We start from the raw sequence: 21,275 nt of genomic DNA, 5'->3' as shown, positions 1-21,275 counted from the left end.
GGTCAGAAACAGGTGACGAGTGCATCGCACACCGTGTAATTCTCATCGACAACCGGCATCCAGCGCCATTTGTCGAAGGTGGTACAGGGATGGGAAATGCCCAGCGCCACCAGGTCGCCGACCTTGAGCGCGGCCAGCTCCGGGCCGCTGCCGCGCAGGTAAGCATGCTGGTCGTTGAGGGCGCTGATCTTCCAGTCCGCGGGGGCAGCCACGGGCGCGGCGCCGGGTGCGCTGACCGAGGACAGCGGTATCGGCATCTCCAGGTCGTAGGACAGGTCGCGCCGGCCCACGGCCAGGATGGCCAGGCCGGGCTCCGGGCAGGACTGCACCGTGGCCCAGACTTCAATCGCCGGCTTCAGGCCGTCGCTGTCGTGCAGGCGCGCATTGACGGCGCCAACCAGGCGCTTGTAGTTGCCGTGGTCGTGCGTGATGTAGCAGCCCGACCGCAGCAGGCCGCGCACCGGGCGCGAGAGCTTGGGCGTGAGCCAGCCGCTGACCAGGTCGAAGATGGCCGAGCCGCCGGCCGTCATCAGGACTTCGTCGCCGTCGAACAGGCCCTGCTGGTCGCAGACCAGGGCGATATCGCAGGTGCGCCGCATCAGCGCATCGGCATAGGCCTTGTCCGCCGCCGAATCGCCGGTGGCGCCCTGCCCTTCATAGGTTTCGATGCCCACCAGGCGGCAGGCCAGGCTGGTGCGGATGGCGGCGGCCAGGGCCATGGCATCGGCCTCGGTGCGCACGCCGGTACGCGCGCCCATGACGCCGATCTCCAGCAGCACCTCGAAAGGTGCAACCATGGCGGCGTCGTTGGCGCGCGCCCAGGCTTCGATCAGCGCGAGCTGGGCTGTGGAATCCACCAGGAAGACGATGCGCAGGCCGGGGTATTCGCGCAGCATGCCCTGAATGCCGGCCAGGTCGATGGCGTTCACGACCTGGTTGGCGATGATGAGGCGCGTGGCGCCCGCGGTGATGCCGGCGCGCATCTGCGCGACGGTGGCGAAGGTCAGGCCCCAGGCACCTTCGTCGAGCTGGCGCTTGAGCAGTTGCGGCGACATGGTGGTCTTGCCGTGCGGCGCCATGTCCACGCCCTGACTTTTGGCAAAGCGCTGCATCCAGCCGAGGTTGTGTTTCATGGCCGACTGCTTGATGACGGCCAGCGGCAGCGGCAGGTCGCCCTTGAGCACGTTCCAGCCCTGCTTGCCCATGTCGGAGCGGCGCACCGGCCCGCTGTTGTGGGGGAAGCCCTTGAAGGAACGGTCGAGTTGCGGGTCGAGGAGGTCTTGCAATGTGCTCATGGAGTTTTTCGTGAAGGTCAGGCGGCGGCCAGTGCGGACACCATGGCCTCGGAGTTTGCCAGGTCGTCGCGTATGCAGGCCTTGAAGCGGCCGTGGCCCATGTCGCGCAGCTCGGGCCGCGTGACGGAGCAGGCGTCTATCGCATGCGGGCAGCGCGTGCGGAACACGCAGCCCGAAGGCGGGTTGACCGGGCTGGGGATGTCACCCTTGAGCGCGATGCGCTCGCTTTTGTGCTCGGGGTCGGGCTTGGGCGAGGCGGCCAGCAGGGCCTGGGTGTAAGGATGCAGCGGACGCTCGAACAGCTGGGCCGTGGGCGCGACTTCCATCACGCGGCCCAGGTAGAGCACGACCACGCGGTCGCACAGGTATTCGACCACGTCGAGGTCGTGCGAGATGAACAGCATGGTCAGCGACAACCGGTCGCGCAGGTCGCACAGCAGGTTGACCACCTGCGCCTGGATGGACACGTCGAGCGCCGACAGCGGCTCGTCGGCCACGATGAACTCGGGCTCCACCGCCAGGGCCCGCGCCACGCCTATGCGCTGGCGCTGGCCGCCGGAGAACTCATGCGGGTAGCGGCTGGCATGCTCGGCGCGCAGGCCGACCAGTTCGAGCAGCTCGGCAATGCGTTTGGCCTGAGCTTCTTTACCCTTGGCCAGCCCGTGCACTTGCAGCGCTTCACCCAAAATGTCTTTGACGCGCATCTTGGGGTTCAGGCTGGCATACGGATCCTGGAAAATCATCTGCAGCTTGCTGCGCAATGCGCGCATGCGGCTGCCGGATGCTGTGCCCAGGTCTTCGCCGCGGTACAGCACCTGGCCCGAGGTGGCCTCGATCAGGCGCAGCAAGGTGCGGCCAATCGTGCTTTTGCCTGAACCGGATTCGCCGACCAGGCCCAGGGTTTCGCCGGGCTGGATGCTGAAAGAGACGTCGTCAACCGCGCGCACCGGCTTGGCGGTCGCGCCGAAATAACGCTGGAGGTTTTTCACCTCAATTAATGGGGTGCTCATGCAGCCTCCACCGTGGCCGTGGCGGTTTCTTCCACGCGTATGCAGCGTGCGCTGCGGGTTGGGCCTGCGGCGAGCAGCGCGGGCATGGCGTCGCGGCAGGGCGGTATCGCCAGGTCGCAGCGCGGCTCGAAAGCACAGCCCGGCGGCGGCGCCAACGGGCTGGAGACCTGGCCGCGAATCGCGTAGAGCCGGCGCTTGGTGCCGGTCTGGCCGCTGGCGAGTTCACGCTTGCGCTGCTGCGCCGGCAGGCAGGCCAACAGGCCTTGGGTATACGGATGGCGCGGCTGGGCAAACAGTTCGCGCACCGGGGCGGCCTCGACGATGCGGCCGGCGTACATGACGGCCACGTCGTCGGCATGGTGCGCCACCACACCGAGGTTGTGCGTGATGAAGAGGATGCTCATGCCGGTCTCGGCCTGCAGCCGGCGCATGAGTTCGAGAATCTGCGCCTGGATGGTCACGTCGAGCGCGGTGGTGGGTTCGTCGGCGATCAGCAGCGTCGGGTTGCAGGCCATGGCCAGCGCGATCATCACGCGCTGGCGCATGCCGCCCGAAAGCTGGTGCGGGTATTCGTGCAGGCGCTGGGCGGCGGCCGGTATCTCGACCAGCTCCAGCATGCGCAGCGCGTGGGCCAGTGCGGCCTTGCCGTCCAGGCCCATGTGCAGGCGCACCGATTCGGCGATCTGCTCACCCACGGTGAAGACCGGGTTCAGGCTGGTCATGGGTTCCTGGAAGATCATCGCGATCTCATTGCCGCGTATGCGCCGCATGTCGGCTTCGGGCAAGGACAGCAGATCCAGCACCTGGCCGGCGCGGTTGGTGAACATGGCCTCGCCGCTGACTTGCGTGGAGGCGGTGCGCGACAGCAGGCGCATCAGCGTGAGGCTGGTCACCGACTTGCCGGAGCCGGACTCGCCGACCAGCGCGGTGGTCTTGCCGGGGCGGATGCTGAAGCTCACGTCGGCGACCGAGCGGATCAGGCCTTCGTCGGTGTCGAAGAAGGTGCTGAGGTGGCGCACGTCAAGGCGCGTGCCGGTTGCGCGCGTGCCGATTGGAAGAGGGGTGGGGGAATTCATGGGGTGGTTTTTATGATCGACGGGTTCACATCGATTTCCTCAGGCGCGGATCCAGCAAGTCGCGAATGCCGTCGCCCAGCAGTTGCAGCGAGAGCGCGGTGAGGATGATGGCCAGCCCCGGGAACAGCACGATCCACAGCGCCTGGTGGGCGTACTGCTGGCTGCCGGCCACCATGGTGCCCCAGGTCGGGATTTCGGGCGGCACGCCCACACCCAGGAAGGACAGCGCGGCCTCGGCCAGGATGGCGTAGGCAAAGATGAAGGAGGCCTGCACCAGAATGGGCGACATCAGGTTGGGCAGGATGTGGCGCAGCAGGATGCGCACGGTGGAGACACCGACGGCGCGCGCGGCCTCCACGAACAGCAGCTCGCGCACCACCAGGGTGGAAGCGCGCACCACGCGGGCCACGCGCGGCGTGTAGACCAGCACCAGGGCCAGCACCACATTCAGCATCGAGGGCCCAAGGATGCCGACCAGGGCGATCGCCAGCAGGATGTCGGGAAAGGACATCATGGCGTCAATCACCCGCATCACCGGTGCGTCGAGCCTGCGAAAAAACCCCGCGACCAGGCCGAACAGCGTGCCGATGACGACCGAACCCAGCGCGGTCAGCAATGCGATGGTCAGCGAGTAGCGGCCGCCGAAGGCGATACGGGCAAAGAGGTCGCGCCCCAGCTCGTCGGTGCCGAACAAATGGGAGGGCGAAGGCTGGGACAGCCGCTGGCTCACGGCGGTTTCATTCGGGTCCAGGCCGCTCAGGGGGCCGGCGAAGAGCGACACCAGGACGACCAGCGCCAGGACGATAGCCGCGGCCAACACGATGCGGCGGCGGAACAGCTTGCGGAGAATCAACGGCATCTGCATGTCAGTATTTCACCCGCGGGTCGACCACGGTGTAGAGCAGGTCAATGGCGAAGTTGATGACGACATAGATCGCGGCCACCACCAGCAGCGCACCCTGGATCACCGGGTAGTCGCGCCGTATCACCGCGCTCACCACCAGGTTGCCCACGCCCGGCAAGCCGAACACGGTCTCCGTCACCACCGCGCCGCCTATCATCAGCGCGACCGTCAAGCCGAGAACGGTGACGATGGGCACCAGCGCGTTGCGCAGCGCATGCTTGAGCACCACCACGTTTTCAGACAAACCCTTGGCCCGCGCGGTGCGCACGTAGTCCTCGCCCAGCACGTCCAGCATGGAGGCGCGCGTAAAACGAATGATGAGCGCGGAGTTCAGCACGCCCAGCACCGCGGCAGGCAGCACCAGGCAATGGATGCGGGCGGCCAGCGAGGCGCCCGGTTCGCCATAGCCCGAGACCGGGAACCAGCCCAGCGAGACCGCGAAGATCTGCATCAGCACCAGGCCGAACCAGAAACTGGGCACACTGGCGCCCAGCATCGCGAAGCCGGTAAAGGCCTGGTCGATGGCCTTGCCGCGAAATACCGCCGAGACGATGCCGCAGGGCACGCCGATCAGCGCGGCGATTGCGATCGCCATCAGCGAAAGCAAAGCGGTGGGCTCGGCCCGCTCCCAGAGCGCCTGGGTCACGGGTCGCTGCAAAAAGATCGATTCGCCCAGGTTGCCGTGGGCCAGTTCGCGGATCCACAACACGAACTGCACCGGCAGGGGCTTGTCCAGCCCGTAAACCTTCTGCACCCGGGCGATGTCCTCGGCCGTGGCCTGATCGCCCAGCAACACCGCAATCGGGTCGCCCGGGGCGGCTCGCGTGAGGATGAACACCAGCACCGCCACGATGGCCATGACAACCACCATGCCCATGAGACGCGACAACAAATAGCGGGTCATGACCTTGTTCTGTCCATAAAAGGTGAAATCTCTTTATTCATCCGAAAAGCTCCAGATCAAGCTCACACATCCGGCCAAAACCAGCGGAGTCGCGGAACCGGCTTTGCCGGGCCGCAGGCGGACGGCCCCCATACGTGAGGAAAGGGGCAGCGCGCCGCAGGCTCGAAGCGACAAGCGTGGGGGCTAGCTTTTCAGGCTGGTATTCCAGAAGAACGGATAGGTATAAGGCGTATAGCCCTGCAGCGCCGGTGCGCGCGCCGACAGGCTGGCAAATTTTCCGACCTGGATGTAGGGCACTTCGTCGTAAACCACTTGCTGTACCTTGCCCCACAGCGCGCCGCGCTTGGCCGGGTTGGATTCCTGGTTCAGCGCGGTCAGCGCCTCCTGCTTGGCCGGCGAACTCCACCAGCCCGGCGCGCCGTCGCCCAGCTGCGGCGGCGAGAGCATGGGCTCGGGGAACAGGCCGGAGTGGGTGATGTAGATGTCCCACAGCTTGGGGTCGGCGCGGCGCTGCAGCAGCGTCGCCCATTCCACCACGTTCAGCTCCGCCTTGAAGCCGGCACGCTTGAGCTGCTCGGCCATGATGAGCGCCATGTTGTAGTGGAAGTCGTACTGGCGGCTGGTCAGGATGCGCACCGGCTCGCCCTTGTAACCGGCCTGTTCAGCCTGGCTCTTGGCCTTCTTCGCATCGCGCTCGTTGTAGGCGGCGGTGCCGGCGGTCGAATAAAAAGGCGTGCCCTTGGGGAAATGGTTGCCCTCGGCGATGAAAAAGCGCGTGTCGCCAAAACCCGCCGCCAGCATCTCGCCTTCGCCGAGCGCGGTCTGCACCGCCTTGCGCACCTGCTGGTGCGCCAGCGAGCCTTCCTTGGTGTTGAACACCAAGTAGGGAAAGCCGAAAGACGGCGTCATGATGGGCACCACCTTGCCGCCGGATTTTTCCAGCCGCGGCAGGGCCTCGATCGGCAGCAGGTCGGCGTAGTGAAACTGGCCGGCCAGCGCGCCTTCCACCCGCGTGTTGGCATTGGGAACCGGCACGAAGCGCAGCTCTTCCACCACGGCCACCCGCTTGCCGCCGTAGCCGCTGGCAGCTTCCTTGCGCGCAACGTAGCCGTCAAAACGGGTGAGCAGCACGTACTGGTCGGGCTTGCGCTCCTTGAACTTGTAGGGCCCGGTGCCCACGTACTCGCGCAGCGGCTGGGCCAGCGACTCCTTGGCCATGATGGCCGCCATGCCCGAGGCCATGGCCAGCTGCGAGAGCAGCGGCGCGTAGGCGTTCTTCAGCGTGATGTCCACCGTGAGCGGTCCCTTGGCCGTCAGGTCGGCCACTTGCACGGCCACCGACTTGCCGCGTGGCGAGACGTCCATCCAGCGCTTGAGGCTGGCCACCACGTCGTCGGCGTTGAGCTCGCGGCCGCTGTGCAGCATGACGCCTTTTCGCAGCGCGATGGTGTAAAGCTTGCCGTCGGCCGAGATTTTGGGCATGGCCTCGGCCAGCATCGGCACCAACGCCGCTTTGGCATCGAAGGTGAACAGCGGCTCGTAAACGTGCTGCATGATGATGCAGACCAGGTCGGCCGGCGTGGACTGGATGTCCAGCGTCGGCGGCTCGGCCACCATGGCCAGGTTCAGGGCCGACTTGCTGCCCTGCGCGGCGGCGGGGCCGAAGCCGGCGCCAGCCGCCCCCAAGGCCAGCAGGGAAGACAAGGCGGTGCGGCGGTGCATGCGAATTCCACGGGTCATAAACAACTCCTGATTGAAGTTAAATTTCACAAACGAAGATTAATTGGTCTATAAATGGTATTTTTCAGGATAAACCCGAATAAAGGGTGATTTTCTGAAAATATTTTTCAAAATTACCGTCCATCAAGACTTTGAAAGGAGTTTTTTATGCCTCTGGAGTATTTAGGAAATCCCCCGCTGGCCTCCGACCACCAGCCCCGCCCGTTTTCACCCGCCGTGCTCGCCGGCGACTTCGTCTATGTCTCCGGCCAGGTGCCGGGCGACGAAAAAGGCGAAATCGTGCAGGGCGGCATCGAGGTGCAGACCCGCCAGGTCATGAAAAACATCCAGGCCGCGCTGGCCCTGGCCGGCTGCACGCTGGACGACGTCTGCAAGACGACGGTGTGGCTGCAGGACGCGCGCGACTTCGGCAGCTTCAACCGCGTCTATATGAGCTACTTCACGGGTGGGAAGCCGGCTCGGTCTACTACCGAGGCTCGCTTGATGGTCGATGCGAAGGTTGAGATTGATGTGGTGGCTTACAAGCCCAAGGGCTAAGCCGGTCTTGCTCCGGCGGGCGCTCCCTCTTCTGAGTTCTGCTGGCCGGGGGTAGCCCGGCGGCTACTCACTTTTCTTTTGCTTCGCCAAAAGAAAAGTAAGCAAAAGAAAAGGCGACCCTGGTTGCTGCGTCCCTTCGCTTCGCTGCGGGCAACCTGCGGTGCTCGGTTCAGGCGGGGTCTCGCTAAACTCGCTACGCTGCGCTTCGCTCAGACAACGCGATCCCTGATCCGCCTGAACCTCCGCTCCTCGGCGCATCCACAAGGGGTGGGAGCGGGGAGAAGAAATCCAGATACTGAATACCTGAAGAAACAAGGACTCGCCTTGGCGAGTCCTTGTTTGCCTTGGTTTGGTTCTTTGTCTTTTGTCCCCGATCCCGATTGCCCCGTCCTGGCTGGGCCGAGGAGCGCAGACGTAGGCGGATCAGGGATCGCGCTTGTTTGAGCGAAGCGAGTTTGCGCGAGACCCCGCCGTAGTCGAGCACCGCAGGTTGCCCGCAGCGAAGCGTAGGGACCCAGACTGCGGGTCGCCTTTTCTTTGGTGACTTTCTTTTGGCGAAGCAAAAGAAAGTTACTGGCCGCCGGGCCACTCCCGGCCAGCCGCCCTCAGCAAAGAGAACGGAGGAAACACAAGCGCAAAGGCCGGAGCAAGACCCGGCCAATCAAACCGGCCAGACCACACCCTTGTCATTCAGGATCGCATCGAGCGGAATGTCATGAGGCTCGGGCTCCATGTCGGGAAGCCACCCCTGCGCATACCCAAGCCCAACCGTAAACGGCCGCGGCTGCAAAGTCGCCAGCGTCCGGTCATAAAACCCCCCGCCATACCCCAGCCGGTACCCCCCCGGCCCATACCCCACGCAGGGCACGAACAGCAGGGTCGGAACAATCACCTCGGTGTCCTTGGGTTTGGGGATACCGTAGGCGTCTTCCTCCATCGGGCAGCCGGGGTACCAGGCATGGAAGGTCAGGGTTTTGTGCAGCTTGTTGACCACCGGCAGGCCGATCTTGCGCGGCGACCGGGCCGCGATGCTTTCGGTGGCCAGTTGGGCAGTCTCCACCTCGGCCAGCGCCGGGTTTGACGAGGAATCCTGACTCAGGATCGCGTCTTCCTGCCAGCGGTACAGCGCGGGCAGCGGGTCGAACTCCCCCTTGATGGGCCAGTAGGCGCCTATCACCTCATGGGTGGAACCGACCAGCCAGATGCGCATCACACGCTGTAGCAGGTCGGCGCGCTCCAGGCGGTCTGGCATGTTCAGTCGCGCTTCGACCAGCGCCTTGCGAGTACTTAATTTGTCCATAATGTCCCAGATGCTATACAAATTTCTTATCAGCCCCTTGCGGGCGACGGCCCTGGCGCCTGTTTTCGGCGTGCTGGCCTCTCTCTCGCTGCTGGCCCCAGCCGCGGCGCAGGCACCTGCCACCGCGGGCGACACTGTGATCGTCGAGATGAACAAGGCCTTCAAACGCGGCGACAGGAGCCGGCTGGCGCAGTTGCTGCCGCAGGCCCGCGGCCATGCGCTGGAGCCCTGGGCCGCCTACTGGGAGCTCAAGCTGCGCCTGGGCGAGGCCGGCGCTCAGGAGGTGCAGGACTTTTTCAGCCGCTACGCCGGCACCTACCAGGAAGACCGCCTGCGCAACGACTGGCTGCTGCTGCTGGGCCAGCGCCGCGACTGGGCCGGTTTTGCCGCTGAATATCCCAACTACCGGATGAACGACGACAAGGAGGTTCGTTGCTACGCACTGCTGATCGAGCACCTCAAAAACCCGGTCGCCGACGCGCGCCTGGCCGATGAAGTCAAAAAGAACTGGTATGCGCAGCGCGAGGCCGACGACGGCTGCAATTCGGCCGCCGAGCGGCTGGTAGCCACCAAAAACCTCAAGCCGCAAGACGCCTGGGTCAAGGCCAGGCTGGCCACCGAAGCCAACCGCCCGCGCGCGGCGGCGGCCGCCGTGCAGATCGTCGCGCCCGACGCCGCGGGCATGGTCAACGACCTGAACGCCAGCCCCATCAAGTTCCTGGCCGGCAAGCACCTCGCGCTAAGCAAGTCGCGGCGCGAAATCATCACCCTGGCACTGATCAAGATGGCGATCAGCGACATCGAGGGCGCGGCCTTCCAGCTGGAAAACAAATGGGGCATGCAGCTGAACACAGAGGAGCGCAACTGGGTCTGGGGCGTGATAGGCCGGCAGGCCGCCACGCGACTGGGCGCGACCCCGGCCGGCGACGCACTGCAATACTTTGCGAACGTCACCAAGGACACCGACCTCAGCGACGACATGCTGGGCTGGAAAGTCCGGGCGGCATTGCGCGCGGGCACACAGCCCAACTGGACGCTGGTGCTGGCAGCCGTCAACGCCATGAGCGAGGACGCGCGCAAGGACCCGACCTGGAGCTACTGGAAAGCGCGCGCACTGCTGGCCACCGCACCGCCCGATGCCGCGCCCAAGCCGGTCGTCGTGGCCACCACGCCCGGCGTGGCGCAGACCATCCCCACCGGCATCACGATTTCGCCGCAGCGCGCCGAGGCCCTGGCCCTGCTGCAGTCCTTCGCCTCGGCGCGCGGCTTCTATGAGCAGCTGGCGCTCGAGGAAACCGGCCAGAAGATCACCGTGCCGGCCAAACCCGCAGCACTGACGCCGGAAGAAAAAGAGGCCGCGCGGCTCAATCCGGGCCTGAACCGCGCCGCCTACGCCATCGCCATAGGCCTGCGCCCCGAAGGCACGCGCGAGTGGAACTACAGCACCAACCTGCACCAGCGCGGCGGCATGGGCGACCGCGACCTGCTGGCGGCCGCCCAGTTCGCCTGCGACCGCCAGATCTGGGACCGCTGCATCAACACCAGCGAGCGCACCAAGGGCGAGATCGATTTCGACCAGCGCTTCCCCATGCCCTTCCGTGAAACCGTGACCAAACGCGCCCAGTCCATCAGCCTGGACCCGGCTTACGTCTACGGCCTGATCCGCCAGGAAAGCCGTTTCATCATGGACGCGCGCTCCGGCGTCGGCGCCTCGGGCCTGATGCAGGTCATGCCCGCGACGGCGCGCTGGACCGCCAAAAAAATCGGCCTGGAAAGCTTCACGCAAGACCAGCTCAACGACCGCGACACCAACATCGCGATCGGCACGGCCTACCTCAAGTTCGCACTGGACGACTTCAACGGTTCCATGCCCATGGCCGCCGCCGCCTACAACGCCGGGCCCGGCCGGCCGCGCACCTGGCGCAACGGCCCGGTGCTGGACGCGGCCATCTGGGCCGAGAGCATTCCCTTCAGCGAGACGCGCGACTATGTGAAAAAAGTGCTCTCCAACACCACCAACTACGCGGCCATCCTGACGGGGCGGCCGCAATCGCTGAAAGCCAGGCTGAGCACAGTGGGGCCGCGCGATGCGGCGCAGCCCGAGCCTTACAAGGATCTTCCTTAAGCCCTAGGCGGGATAGAGCGCGCCCAGCACCCTGAGGCCGCGCGCGCCGGTCACGCTGGGCAGGTTGCCGGGCCGGCCCAGCACCAGTTGCCGCGCCAGCCATGCAAATGCCGCCGCCTCCACCTGCAAGGGCGGCAGGCCGTGCTGGTCGGAGGTGCTGACGCGCAGCGAGGGCAAACCGGCCTGCAGGCGCGCCAGCAGGTGGCTGTTGAAGGCGCCGCCGCCGCAGACGATCAGCGACCCGCTGCCTTTGCCGTAAGCCTCGACGCCCAGGATGCAGGCTCTGGCGGTGAACTCGGCCAAGGTGTTCTGGATGTCCTCGGGCCGCTCGCCGGCAAAGAGCTGGAGCTTGCTTGCCAGCCAGTCCAGGCTGAACAGGTCGCGGCCCGTGCTCTTGGGAATCGGCTGCGAAAAATAGGGCTCGGCCAACAGGCTGTCCAGCAGCGCGGGCAGCAGCTTGCCGCTGGCCGCCCAGGCGCCACCGGCGTCGTAGGGCTGGCCGGTGTGCTGCCGGCACCAGGCGTCCATCAGCGCATTGCCGGGCCCGCAGTCAAAGCCCAGCACCGGCGAAGCCGCCGCTTTCGGCAACACGCTGAGGTTGGAAATGCCGCCCAGGTTGAGCACGCACACGGTGGCGTCTTCACGGCCGAAAACGCCCTGGTGGAATGCCGGCACCAGCGGCGCGCCCTGGCCGCCCGCAGCTACGTCGCGGCTGCGGAAATCGGCGGCCACGGTAATGCCCGTGAGCTCGGCCAGCAGGGCCGGGTTGTTGAGCTGCAGCGTGTAGCCGGCGCCTGCCGGCTCGTTTGAGCTTCTTTGCGGCTGGTGCCGCACGGTCTGGCCGTGTGCGCCTATGGCCTTGATGTCCAGCGGCGAGATGTCCTGCTTCGCGGCCTGGGCCAGCAGCGCGGCGACGACCTTGGCATACACCGCGGCAATCTGGTTGCCGGCAAGGGCGGCGCGGTGCAGTTCGTTGTCGGTGGGCGTGTTCAGCGCCAGCAGCTCGGCGTGAAAGGCGTCGCTGAAAGCTTCGGTCGCGGCGGCGAGGACACGCAGCTTGTCGCCCTCAAACACCACCAGAACGCCGTCAGCGCCGTCAAGCGAGGTGCCTGACATCAGGCCAATGTAGTAATCCATCATGCGGCTATTTTGCCGCAGTGAGTTCCCCTACCAGCAGGGGCCGCGGAACCGGCTTTGCCGGGCCGCAGGCGCAGCGGCCCTTTCGTGATGAAAGGGGCAGAGAGAAGCCGCAGGTTACACGCAGTGAGCGAACGTGGGGGCCCAGTTATTCAGCGCGGGTTTGCGTGATCGTTGCTGCTGCGAGCAACTGGGTCTTCACGCCGGCTGCACGCTCCCTGAACAGCGGCATGGAGGCCGCGGCGACGGGAATGGTCTCGCTTTGCTTGGCGATCATCATCGGGTCCTGGTGCACGCCGTTGACGCGGAACTCGAAATGCAGGTGCGGGCCGGTGGCCCAGCCGGTGCTGCCGACGAGACCAATGGTCTGGCCCTGGCTCACGCTCTGGCCTTTTTGCACCATGAGCTTGCTCAGGTGGGCGTAGACGGTTTCATGGCCGTTGCGGTGCCTGACGAAGACCACGTTGCCGTAGCCGTTCTGCACACCGGAAAATTCGACCACGCCGTCGCCCACGGTGCGCGCGGGCGTGCCGGTGGGGGATGCGAAGTCGGTGCCCAGGTGGGCGCGCCACTTTTGCAGGATGGGGTGAAAGCGCATCGAAAAACCGCTGCTGATGCGCGAGAACTCGACCGGCGAGCTCAGGTAGGCGCGGCGCAGGCTCTGGCCGTCGAGGGTGTAGTAGCCGCCCTTGTTGGCGGCGCCGGCGGCGTCCACGCCCGGGGGCTGGAACCACATGGCCTGGTAGGCCTTGCCGGCATTGACGAATTCGGCCGACAGCACGCGGCCGGTGCGCAGCGGCTCGCCGTCGGCTTCCAGGGATTCATAGACCACGTTGAAGCGGTCGCCCTTGCGCAGCGCGCGGCGGAAATCGATGTCGCTGGAGAAGATTTCGGCGATCTGCACGGCCACGCCGTCGGGGATGCGGGCATCGTCGGTGGCGGCGAACAGCGAGGTCTGGATGCTGCCGCTTGAAAGGCGCGCGGTGGCGACGTAAGGCGCGGTCTCAATGCGCGACGTGAAGCCGGCGGCGCCGCGTTCGACGACCAAGCGCTTGAACAGGGTTTCGTCGTCGGTGGGCCAGCGCATGCTGAGCTTGAGCAACTGCTGGCTGTCGCTGGCTTCGACGGTCACGTTCTTGCCGGCGCGGCCGGCGAGCAGGGTGCGCGCATTGGCGTCGCTGCGCAAAAAGGCGGCGGCCGCGCTGTCGTCGATGTTCAGGCGCTTGAGCAGGGAGTCGGCGGTGTCGCTGCTGCGCGTGCTTTCGGTGCGGAACAGCTTGAAGCGGAAATCGATCAGCGAATCGGTCTGGGCCTGGGTGGGCAGGGATTCCACCGCTTCAAGCACCTGGCGTACCGGCAGGTCGGCGGCGTCGGGTGCCATGGGCGCGACGCCGAAGGCGGTGACACCGGTGCCCAGCAGCAGGACTGCAAGGGTGGCGGCAACCCGCTTGGGGTGGCGGCGCAGGCTGTGGGCGACGGGAAGCAAAATCTGGGTGGGGGCTGGCAGTCTCAAAGCGAAATTCCCAACAAAAATGCATCGGGCGCTGCGGAGCGCCGGACTGCTGTATAAAACATGGAGAGCTTTGATGGCCAGCCCTGGTTGAGGGGTGGGGCCTGAGCCATCCAGACGATGTGGTTCCTGATCAGCAATTTGCAGGCCAACTAAAATGGCCCGCTGGATGCAGGAGAGCCGCCAGTATATCTGTCGGACAATCCCCCGACATGTGAAAAACCCTTATGAATCAAGCGCTTGTTACAAAATACCCCGTCACCGACCGTGTAAAGATGGCCCTCGCGACCACCCTGCGCGGCTGCGAAGAACTCATCCCGGAAAACGATTGGATACAAAAACTGGCCAAATCCGAGGCCACCGGCGTCCCGCTGCGCATCAAGCTGGGCCTGGACCCGACCGCGCCTGACATTCATGTCGGCCACACCGTGGTGCTGAACAAAATGCGTCAGCTCCAGGATCTGGGCCATACAGTCATTTTTCTTATAGGCGATTTCACCAGCCTGATCGGCGACCCCTCGGGCCGCAACAGCACACGCCCGCCGCTCACGCCCGAGCAGATCAAGGTCAACGCCGAGACCTACCGCGCGCAGGCCGACAAAATCCTCGACCCCTCTAAAACCGAGTTGCGCTACAACAGCGAGTGGAGCGAACCGCTGGGCGCCACCGGCATGATCCAGTTGGCCTCGCGCTACACCGTGGCGCGCATGATGGAGCGCAACGACTTCAACGACCGCTTCAAGGCCGGCACGCCCATCAGCGTGCACGAGTTTCTGTACCCGCTGATGCAGGGCTACGACTCGGTGGCCCTCAAGAGCGACCTTGAACTCGGCGGCACCGACCAGAAGTTCAACCTGCTGATGGGCCGCCACCTGCAGCAGGAGTATGGACAGGAGCCGCAATGCATCCTGACCATGCCGCTGCTCGAGGGCCTGGACGGCATCGACAAGATGTCCAAGAGCAAGAACAACTACATCGGCATCAGCGAGGACGCCAACACCATGTTCGCCAAGGTGCTGTCGATTTCCGACGTGCTGATGTGGAAGTGGTACACCCTGCTGTCCTTCAAGAGCGAAGCCGACATCGCGGCCCTGAAAGCCGAGGTGGAAGGCGGGCGCAATCCCAAGGACGCCAAGGTGGCGCTGGCCAAGGAAATCACCGCGCGCTTTCACTCGGCCGCCGCGGCCGAGGCCGCCGAGCAGGATTTCATCAACCGCAGCAAGGGCGGCGTGCCGGACGAGATTCCCGAGGTGTCGCTGACCGGTGCGCCCATGGGCATAGGCGCGCTGCTCAAAGCTGCGGGCCTGGCGCCTTCGGGCAGCGAAGCCACGCGCCTGATCGACGGCGGCGGTGTGCGGGTGGACTCCAGCGTGGTGAGCGACAAGGCGCTCAAGCTGGCGGCCGGCACCTATGTGCTGCAGGTCGGCAAGCGCAAGTTCGCGCGCGTGACGCTGGGCTGATCCCCGCGCGCCCCAGCGCCTGACTTAATTAACGAACCTCGATGGTGACGCGCCGGTTGCGCGGCTCGTCGACCTCGTCGGCCGTCGGCACGGCGAGATCACGCTCACCCCGGCCGGCCGCCTCGATGCGCTCAGCCGGGAACTGGCGCCCGGCCAGCATCTGCCGCACCTGCTGCGCGCGCTCAGCCGACAAGGCGTCGTTGCTGGCGCCCGAGCCCACGGTGTCGGTATGGCCGGTGATCACCATGTCGCCGCCGCTGCGGGCCAGCGCCGCGGCCAGCACTTCCTCAAGTATCTTCTGCGACTCGGCCGTGAGCACCGTTCCGCCCGCGTCGAAATACAGCGTGTAGCGCTGCGGCCGGGGCGGCGCCATCTCGAACAGCGCGCGATGCTCGGCCTGCACCTGGGCCGGATCGGCCTGGTCCAGCTTGGGTGCGCCGGCGGCGCCCGACGCCGCGGTGGCGCGGTGGTAGGGCTGGGTCAAGGTGGTTTCGACGCCTGGGCCGGCTTTGGCGCGCACCACCACGGCGGACGGCGCGCCGCCTTCCTGCGGCAGCAGCACCACGCGCGTGCCGGGCGTGGAACAGGCCGCCAGCAGCAGGACCAGCGCGACGGGCATGAAAAGGGAAAGGCGGCTCATGGCTGCTGGTCCGCCTGCACGATGAAGTCGGTTCCGCGCACACCGACAAAGGCGAACTGCGTTTCGATGCGCACCGCTTCCGGGTGCGACTTGCCGAGCAGGCCGGTGATCATGCGCAGCGAGCCCTTGAGCAGCGAGGCCAGCAGGCTGCCGTCATGGGTGGTCGCGTCAAAGCTGAAGGCCTTGAGTTCCATGTGCGAGGACGGCCCGACCACCAGCGTGGTGCCGTCGCGCAACACCACGCTGGCGGCGGAATCAGGGCCTGTCGTGATGCGCCCGCCGGGCAGCAGCGCATCGCCGGCCTGCGCCGGGCGTACCGCGGTGCCGGCGGCTTCCTGCAGCTGAACGCTGCCCTTCAGGGTCTTGAGGAAGCCGGCCTGCCGGGTGAGGACTTCAACAGGGGTGGGGACCAAAGCCGCCGCGGCGATATTCGGGGCTTCGGGGACGGAGGGTGGCGGCGTTGTTGCCGACGGGGCCTGCGCGTGCGCGCCGACCACAGCCAGCGCCAGCACGGTGGCTGCGATCAGATGCGGATAGGTCATTGTTGTACTCCGGCGGCCATTGTCGCATTGGCGACCGGAGTTTCCCGCTGCGCGCAAAGCCCGCGTGCGGCGGGCAAGGACTCAAGGTGCGGGCGAGGCCAGCGGCTTGCCTTTTTCCACCACGTAGACGCCCACCAGCTTGATGGGCACGGCCGCGTTGTTGTGGGCGTCATGCACCACGCCGGCCGGAATGACAAAGGACTCGCCGGCCTTGACCTGGCGCGGCGGCTGGCCGTCGATCAGCAAGGTGGCCTCGCCTTCGAGCACATAGCTGATCTCATCGCCGGGATGCGTGTGGCGGCCGGCCTTGGCGCCGGGCGCCACGTCGACACGCGCCACCACGGCCTCACGCCCGGGCACGGAGACGTCGGCTTTGCCGACCAGGGTGCGCGTGAGGCCCGAGGCCTGCGCGAACAAGGCGCCGGCCGAGACGGCCAGCACGGTGCCCAGCAACAGGGCCACGCTGCGTTTCTGGATTTTCATGGGTGTTTCCTCAGGAGTTGTTCAAGCTTGGGTTGGATCGCGCGCAGGGCTGCGGCGCGCACCCATCCTAGCGGCCGTGCCCAGCGCCGGCCCTGGGAACAACCCTTGGCGCACGCGCCGCAGCGGCCCGTCGTTCACAATAGCGCCATGAGTTCGACCGCCCTCCAGGCCCTGACGCCGCAGCGCATGCTGCTTGCCTCCGTGGCCGTCGCGGTGCTCACCATCCTCCTCAAGACGGCGGCCTGGCACATCACCGGCTCGGTGGGCCTTTTGTCGGATGCCATGGAGTCTTTCGTCAACCTGGCCAGCGCGCTCTTCGGCCTGGCCATGGTCACCATCGCGCAGCGGCCCGCCGACACTGAACATCCCTACGGCCACCACAAGGCCGAGTATTTTTCCTCCGGCTTTGAAGGCGCGCTGATCATAGGCGCGGCCATGGCCATCATCTGGGCCGCGACCCATCGCCTCCTGAACCCGCAGCCGCTGGAGAAAATGGGCTGGGGCCTGGCGCTGGCGGTGGGCAGCTCGGCCCTCAACGGCCTGCTGGCCTGGGTCATGTTTGGCGTGGCCAAAGCGCACCGATCCATCGCACTCGAGGCCGACGCCAGGCACCTGGTGACCGACGTCTGGACCTCGGCGGGCGTGGTCGTTGGCATAGGCGCCGTGATCGCCACCGGCTGGCTGTGGCTGGACGCGGTAGTGGCCATCGGCGTGGCCCTCAACATCCTGTGGGAAGGCTGCCGGCTGGTGTGGCGCTCGTCGCAGGGCCTGATGGACGAGGCCGTGGAGCCCGAGGTGATGGCCGAAATCCAGAAGGCACTGGACGGCTTTGCCCATCCCACCATCCGCTTTGACCACCTCAGCACGCGCCGCGCCGGCCAGCGGCGCTTTGTCGACCTGCACATGCACATGCCGGCCAACTGGTCGCTGGGGCGAGCCGCCGCCGTGCGGGCCAGCGTCGAGCAGGCGCTGATGAGCGCCGTGCCCGGCCTGCGCGCGACCATCCAGTTGTTGCCCAGCGACGTCGAAGCGCATTCCGGCGACGAAGCCGACCTGATCTGAATACGCCCTCTCTCTCCGATAATTTCCCCGTTCCTTTATTGCCCAGGAGTCCTTCATGAAACCCATCTCGATACTTGCCCAAGCGCTAGCCGGCGCACTGCTCAGCTTGGGCGCGCAAGCCGCCGAGCTTGCCGTGCTCAGCGCCGGCGCCATCGAGCCGGGCCTGAAGGCCGCGGCAGCCGCGTTTGAAAAACAGACCGGCCACAGCGTGAAGATCAACTTCAACACCGCGCCCGAGCTGAAAAAACGCATGGGGTCCAACCCGGCGTTTGACGTGGTGATCGCGCCGCCCGCCGTGATCGGCGAATTCGCGGCGGCCAGCAAGCTCTCTGAAACACGCGCCAACGTCGGCCGCGTCGGCATGGGCGTGGCCGTGCGCGACGGCGCGGCGGCGCCCGATATTTCCAGCGCCGAGGCGCTCAAGCGCTCGGTACTCGCCGCCGACTCGCTGGTCTTCAACCGCGCGTCCACCGGCCTGTACCTCGAAGGCCTGCTCAAGAAGATGGACGTCTATGCGCAGGTCGAAGGCAAGACGACCCGCTACCCTGACGGCGCCGCCGTGATGGAACACGTCATCAAGGGCAAAGGCAACGAGATCGGCTTCGGCGCGATCACTGAAATCCTGCTCTACCAGGGCAAGGGCCTGAAGTTCGCCGGACCGGTGCCGGCCGAGGTGCAGAACTACACCTCTTACACCGCCGCGCCGCTGGCCTCGGGAAAACAGCAGGAGCTGTCCCAGCAGTTCGTGAGCTTCCTCTCGGGGCCGGTGGGCAAACCGCTGTTCGTCGCCGCCGGCGTGACCGACTGATGAAGGCGCTGCTTCAGCGCGTGGCCGAGGCCCGCGTGGTGATTGCCGGCGAGACCGCCGGCCAGATCGGCCCGGGGCTGCTGGTGCTGGTCTGCGCCGAACGCGGCGATGCCGAGGCGCAGGCCGACAAATTGCTCGCCAAGATCCTCAAGCTGCGCATCTTCTCCGACGAGGCCGGCAAGATGAACCTGTCGGTGCAGGACGTCAAAGGCGGCCTGCTCATCGTGAGCCAGTTCACGCTGGCCGCCGACGCCTCGGGCGGCAACCGGCCCAGCTTCACCGGCGCGGCGGCGCCCGAGGACGGCCGCCGGCTCTACGACCACTTTGTGGCGCAGGCGCGGGCCGCGCACCCGCAGGTGGAAACCGGCCGGTTTGCCGCCGACATGCAGGTGCACCTGGTCAACGATGGGCCGGTGACGATTCCGCTGCGGATTGACCCGGCAGCCTGAGCAAGAGAGCTGAGGTATAAACCGGCAGGTGAATGGGCGGCAAGCGGGTTCCCGCAGCCGGCCCAACACTGCCAATTTTTTAGGGTGCCCATGATCCGTTTTGTCGTCGCCACGCGCTCCAGTTTTGACAACTTCTTCACCGGTACCGCGCTGGGCCGCTCGCTGGCCCTCTACTACCCGCTGGGCGGCATACAGGTGCGGGTGTTCGAAAGCAATACCGCCGGCCTGCCCTCCGTCTACAACCAGGCCATCGAGGAGGCGCGGGAGCAGCCGGCACTGCTGGTTTTCTGCCATGACGACCTGCACCTTTGCGATTTTTTCTGGGCCGACCATTTACGCGAGGGGCTCGCGAAATACGACATCATCGGCCTGGCGGGCAACCGGCGCCGTGTGCCGCGCCAGCCGGGCTGGGCGTTTATCGATGAAAAGCTCACCTGGGACGCGCGCGAAAACCTCAGCGGCGTGGTGGGCCACGGCGACGGCTTTCCCTCCTCCAATCTCAGCGTCTTTGGCCCGTCGGGCGTGCCGGTCAAGCTGCTGGACGGCCTGCTGATGGCCTGCGAAAGCGAATTGCTGATCAAAAAAGGCCTGCGCTTTGACGAGCGTTTCAACTTCCATTTTTACGACCTCGACTTTTGCCGTGAAGCCGAACAGCTGGGACTCAGCATGGGCACCTGGCCTATTTCCGTGGTGCATCAAAGCAGCGGCGTCTTCGGCACCCCGTCCTGGCGCGCCGGTTATGCGGCCTATATGGACAAGTGGAAATCCTGAAGGCGAACCGGGCCCGGAAACTCAGCGATAAGGGTTTTTAAACCCCAGCCCCGCCAGGATGCGGATTTCCTCCGCCTCCATGGCCTCGGCATCTTCCTCGCCGGTTTCATGGTCCCAGCCCTGGGCGTGCAGCGTGCCGTGCACCAGCAAATGCGCGTAGTGGGCCTGCAACGTCTTTTTGTTGTCTTTCGCCTCTTTGGCAACCACCGGCGCGCACAGCACCAGGTCGGCGGTCACCACCGGCTCCTGCGTGTAGTCGAAGGTCAGCACGTTGGTGGCGTAATCGCGCTGGCGGTAGTCGCGGTTCAACGCCTGGCCTTCCTCGGCATCCACGATGCGCACGGTGATCTCGCCGTCCTGCGCGAGCGCGTGGCGTATCCAGCGGGCCACGCCGTGGCGCGGCAGGGCCGCGCGGTGGCGCGCGGCGTTTTTCAGGTCGCCGAACTGCAGCGACAGACTCAATTGTTTAAGAGCCATTGCGGCTCCGGGCGCTGGCGCGGCGGGCGGGCGCAGCCACGAGTTCGGCACCCTCCTCCGCGGGGGCCGGCCGGCCCGGCGATTTGTCGTAGGCATCGACGATGCGCGCCACCAGCGGGTGGCGCACCACGTCGGCGCTGGTCAGGCGGGTGATGGCGATGCCCTTGACACGCTTGAGCACGCGCTCGGCATCGACCAGGCCGCTGAGCTGCGTGCGCGGCAGGTCCACCTGGCTCACGTCGCCCGTGACCACCGCCTTGCTGCCGAAGCCGATACGCGTCAGGAACATCTTCATCTGCTCGGGCGTGGTGTTTTGCGCCTCGTCAAGGATGACAAACGCATGGTTCAGCGTGCGGCCGCGCATGAAGGCCAGCGGCGCAATCTCGATCTGCTGGCGCTCGAAGGCTTTCTGCACGCGCTCAAAGCCCATCAGCTCGTGCAGCGCGTCGTACAGCGGGCGCAGGTAAGGGTCCACCTTCTGGCTCAGGTCGCCCGGCAGGAATCCCAGGCGTTCGCCGGCTTCGACCGCCGGGCGTGTCAGCACGATGCGCTGCACCGTGCTGCGCTCCAGCGCATCAACCGCGCAGGCCACGGCCAGGTAGGTCTTGCCGGTGCCGGCCGGGCCGATGCCGAAAGTGATGTCGTGCGTGGCGATGTTTTCCAGGTAGGTACCCTGGTTGGTGGTGCGGGCGCGCAGGTCGGCGCGCCGGGTTGAGAGCGCCGCGGTGCCGTCGGGCGCGATGCTGAGAGCCGTGTCGCCGGCCAGCATCAGCTGCACGGTTTCGGGTTCTATGGGCCGCTGGGCGATTTCGTATAGGGCTTGCAGCACCTCCAGCGCCAGGGTCGCCTTCACCTTGGTGCCGTCGATCTTGAACTGCTCGAAGCGGTGCGCGATCGTGACGTCCAGCGCCGCCTCTATGGTGCGGATGTGGCTGTCCATGGGCCCGCACAGGTGGCCCATGCGGGTGTTGTTGGGCGGCGTGAAGGTGTGGCGAAGAATCAAGGCGCGGGTTTTCCTGAAAAAGGGCGAACGATGGGGCCAATG

At 66.1% G+C, this 21,275-nt stretch carries 21 protein-coding genes; 7 read left to right on the top strand and 14 right to left on the bottom strand.

The window, feature by feature from the left end:
* Positions 1-2: 2 nt before the first annotated feature.
* The 6 genes from ACSQ27_RS14090 to ACSQ27_RS14065 all read right to left on the bottom strand — a co-directional run bounded on the left by ACSQ27_RS14090 (position 3) and on the right by ACSQ27_RS14065 (position 6,929).
* A complete protein-coding gene (locus ACSQ27_RS14090; RefSeq protein WP_436156106.1) occupies positions 3-1,295 on the bottom strand; it encodes an alanine racemase in 1,293 nt (430 codons plus the stop codon).
* Between the two features lie 17 nt (positions 1,296-1,312).
* Positions 1,313-2,305 (bottom strand): ABC transporter ATP-binding protein, encoded by a 993-nt coding sequence (locus ACSQ27_RS14085; RefSeq protein WP_436156105.1) that lies wholly within the window; start codon positions 2,303-2,305, stop codon positions 1,313-1,315.
* On the bottom strand, positions 2,302-3,381 hold the full coding sequence (locus tag ACSQ27_RS14080) for an ABC transporter ATP-binding protein (RefSeq protein WP_436156104.1): 1,080 nt from the start codon (positions 3,379-3,381) through the stop codon (positions 2,302-2,304). The genes ACSQ27_RS14085 and ACSQ27_RS14080 overlap by 4 nt, the downstream gene beginning before the upstream one ends.
* A gap of 25 nt (positions 3,382-3,406) precedes the next feature.
* Positions 3,407-4,246: an ABC transporter permease gene (locus ACSQ27_RS14075; protein ID WP_436156103.1), complete on the bottom strand. Its 840-nt coding sequence runs from the start codon at positions 4,244-4,246 to the stop codon at positions 3,407-3,409.
* A 1-nt stretch (position 4,247) separates the two neighbouring features.
* The gene (locus ACSQ27_RS14070; RefSeq protein WP_436156102.1) at positions 4,248-5,189 is read right to left on the bottom strand and encodes an ABC transporter permease; all 942 of its coding nucleotides are present in this window, start codon (positions 5,187-5,189) and stop codon (positions 4,248-4,250) included.
* Between the two features lie 183 nt (positions 5,190-5,372).
* A complete protein-coding gene (locus tag ACSQ27_RS14065) occupies positions 5,373-6,929 on the bottom strand; it encodes an ABC transporter substrate-binding protein (protein WP_436156101.1) in 1,557 nt (518 codons plus the stop codon).
* Between the two features lie 147 nt (positions 6,930-7,076).
* Between ACSQ27_RS14065 and ACSQ27_RS14060 the strand changes: the two genes are divergently transcribed.
* On the top strand, positions 7,077-7,466 hold the full coding sequence (locus tag ACSQ27_RS14060; protein ID WP_436156100.1) for a RidA family protein: 390 nt from the start codon (positions 7,077-7,079) through the stop codon (positions 7,464-7,466).
* A gap of 661 nt (positions 7,467-8,127) precedes the next feature.
* On the opposite strand, the gene ACSQ27_RS14055 is transcribed toward ACSQ27_RS14060, so the two are convergent.
* Entirely contained in the window at positions 8,128-8,766 is a 639-nt protein-coding gene (locus tag ACSQ27_RS14055) for a 5-formyltetrahydrofolate cyclo-ligase (RefSeq protein ID WP_436156099.1), read from the bottom strand.
* 10 nt (positions 8,767-8,776) lie between these two features.
* On the opposite strand from ACSQ27_RS14055, the gene ACSQ27_RS14050 reads away from it, so the two are divergent.
* A complete protein-coding gene (locus ACSQ27_RS14050) occupies positions 8,777-10,891 on the top strand; it encodes a transglycosylase SLT domain-containing protein (RefSeq protein WP_436156098.1) in 2,115 nt (704 codons plus the stop codon).
* 3 nt (positions 10,892-10,894) lie between these two features.
* Here ACSQ27_RS14050 and ACSQ27_RS14045 read toward each other — a convergent pair whose 3' ends face one another.
* Together ACSQ27_RS14045 and ACSQ27_RS14040 are read right to left on the bottom strand one after the other, a co-directional pair.
* A complete protein-coding gene (locus ACSQ27_RS14045; protein ID WP_436156097.1) occupies positions 10,895-12,031 on the bottom strand; it encodes an anhydro-N-acetylmuramic acid kinase in 1,137 nt (378 codons plus the stop codon).
* 145 nt (positions 12,032-12,176) lie between these two features.
* Positions 12,177-13,541: a M23 family metallopeptidase gene (locus ACSQ27_RS14040; protein WP_436156096.1), complete on the bottom strand. Its 1,365-nt coding sequence runs from the start codon at positions 13,539-13,541 to the stop codon at positions 12,177-12,179.
* Positions 13,542-13,765: 224 nt separating this feature from the next.
* On the opposite strand from ACSQ27_RS14040, the gene tyrS reads away from it, so the two are divergent.
* Positions 13,766-14,998, top strand: coding sequence for a tyrosine--tRNA ligase (gene tyrS / locus ACSQ27_RS14035; RefSeq protein WP_436156095.1), 1,233 nt, complete (start codon positions 13,766-13,768; stop codon positions 14,996-14,998).
* Positions 14,999-15,026: 28 nt separating this feature from the next.
* On the opposite strand, the gene ACSQ27_RS14030 is transcribed toward tyrS, so the two are convergent.
* The 3 genes from ACSQ27_RS14030 to ACSQ27_RS14020 form a co-directional block, all read right to left on the bottom strand.
* On the bottom strand, positions 15,027-15,638 hold the full coding sequence (locus ACSQ27_RS14030) for an OmpA family protein (RefSeq protein WP_436156094.1): 612 nt from the start codon (positions 15,636-15,638) through the stop codon (positions 15,027-15,029).
* Entirely contained in the window at positions 15,635-16,180 is a 546-nt protein-coding gene (locus ACSQ27_RS14025) for a FecR family protein (RefSeq protein WP_436156093.1), read from the bottom strand. The genes ACSQ27_RS14030 and ACSQ27_RS14025 overlap by 4 nt, the downstream gene beginning before the upstream one ends.
* Positions 16,181-16,261: 81 nt before the next feature.
* Positions 16,262-16,663: a cupin domain-containing protein gene (locus tag ACSQ27_RS14020; protein ID WP_436156092.1), complete on the bottom strand. Its 402-nt coding sequence runs from the start codon at positions 16,661-16,663 to the stop codon at positions 16,262-16,264.
* A gap of 147 nt (positions 16,664-16,810) precedes the next feature.
* On the opposite strand from ACSQ27_RS14020, the gene ACSQ27_RS14015 reads away from it, so the two are divergent.
* The 4 genes from ACSQ27_RS14015 (at position 16,811) to ACSQ27_RS14000 (ending at position 19,753) form a co-directional block, all read left to right on the top strand.
* Positions 16,811-17,725: a cation diffusion facilitator family transporter gene (locus ACSQ27_RS14015; protein ID WP_436156091.1), complete on the top strand. Its 915-nt coding sequence runs from the start codon at positions 16,811-16,813 to the stop codon at positions 17,723-17,725.
* Positions 17,726-17,780: 55 nt separating this feature from the next.
* Positions 17,781-18,533, top strand: a complete 753-nt coding sequence (locus ACSQ27_RS14010) for a substrate-binding domain-containing protein (RefSeq protein WP_436156090.1) — start codon at positions 17,781-17,783, stop codon at positions 18,531-18,533.
* Positions 18,533-18,982, top strand: coding sequence for a D-aminoacyl-tRNA deacylase (gene dtd / locus ACSQ27_RS14005; protein WP_436156089.1), 450 nt, complete (start codon positions 18,533-18,535; stop codon positions 18,980-18,982). Before ACSQ27_RS14010 ends, dtd begins: the two co-directional genes overlap by 1 nt.
* 90 nt (positions 18,983-19,072) lie before the next feature.
* The gene (locus tag ACSQ27_RS14000) at positions 19,073-19,753 is read left to right on the top strand and encodes a glycosyltransferase (RefSeq protein WP_436156088.1); all 681 of its coding nucleotides are present in this window, start codon (positions 19,073-19,075) and stop codon (positions 19,751-19,753) included.
* A 21-nt stretch (positions 19,754-19,774) separates the two neighbouring features.
* Here the strand turns inward: ACSQ27_RS14000 and ybeY are convergent, their stop codons facing one another.
* Positions 19,775-20,230 (bottom strand): rRNA maturation RNase YbeY, encoded by a 456-nt coding sequence (gene ybeY, locus ACSQ27_RS13995; protein WP_436156087.1) that lies wholly within the window; start codon positions 20,228-20,230, stop codon positions 19,775-19,777.
* Positions 20,220-21,233, bottom strand: a complete 1,014-nt coding sequence (locus tag ACSQ27_RS13990) for a PhoH family protein (protein WP_436156086.1) — start codon at positions 21,231-21,233, stop codon at positions 20,220-20,222. Before ACSQ27_RS13990 ends, ybeY begins: the two co-directional genes overlap by 11 nt.
* Between the last annotated feature and the right edge of the window lie 42 nt (positions 21,234-21,275).

The organism is Polaromonas sp. LjRoot131, assembly GCF_964252805.1.
GTDB lineage: Bacteria > Pseudomonadota > Gammaproteobacteria > Burkholderiales > Burkholderiaceae_C > Polaromonas.
The sequence above is the reverse complement of the archived record's forward strand: the minus strand, read 5'-3'. Positions and strand labels throughout refer to the sequence as shown.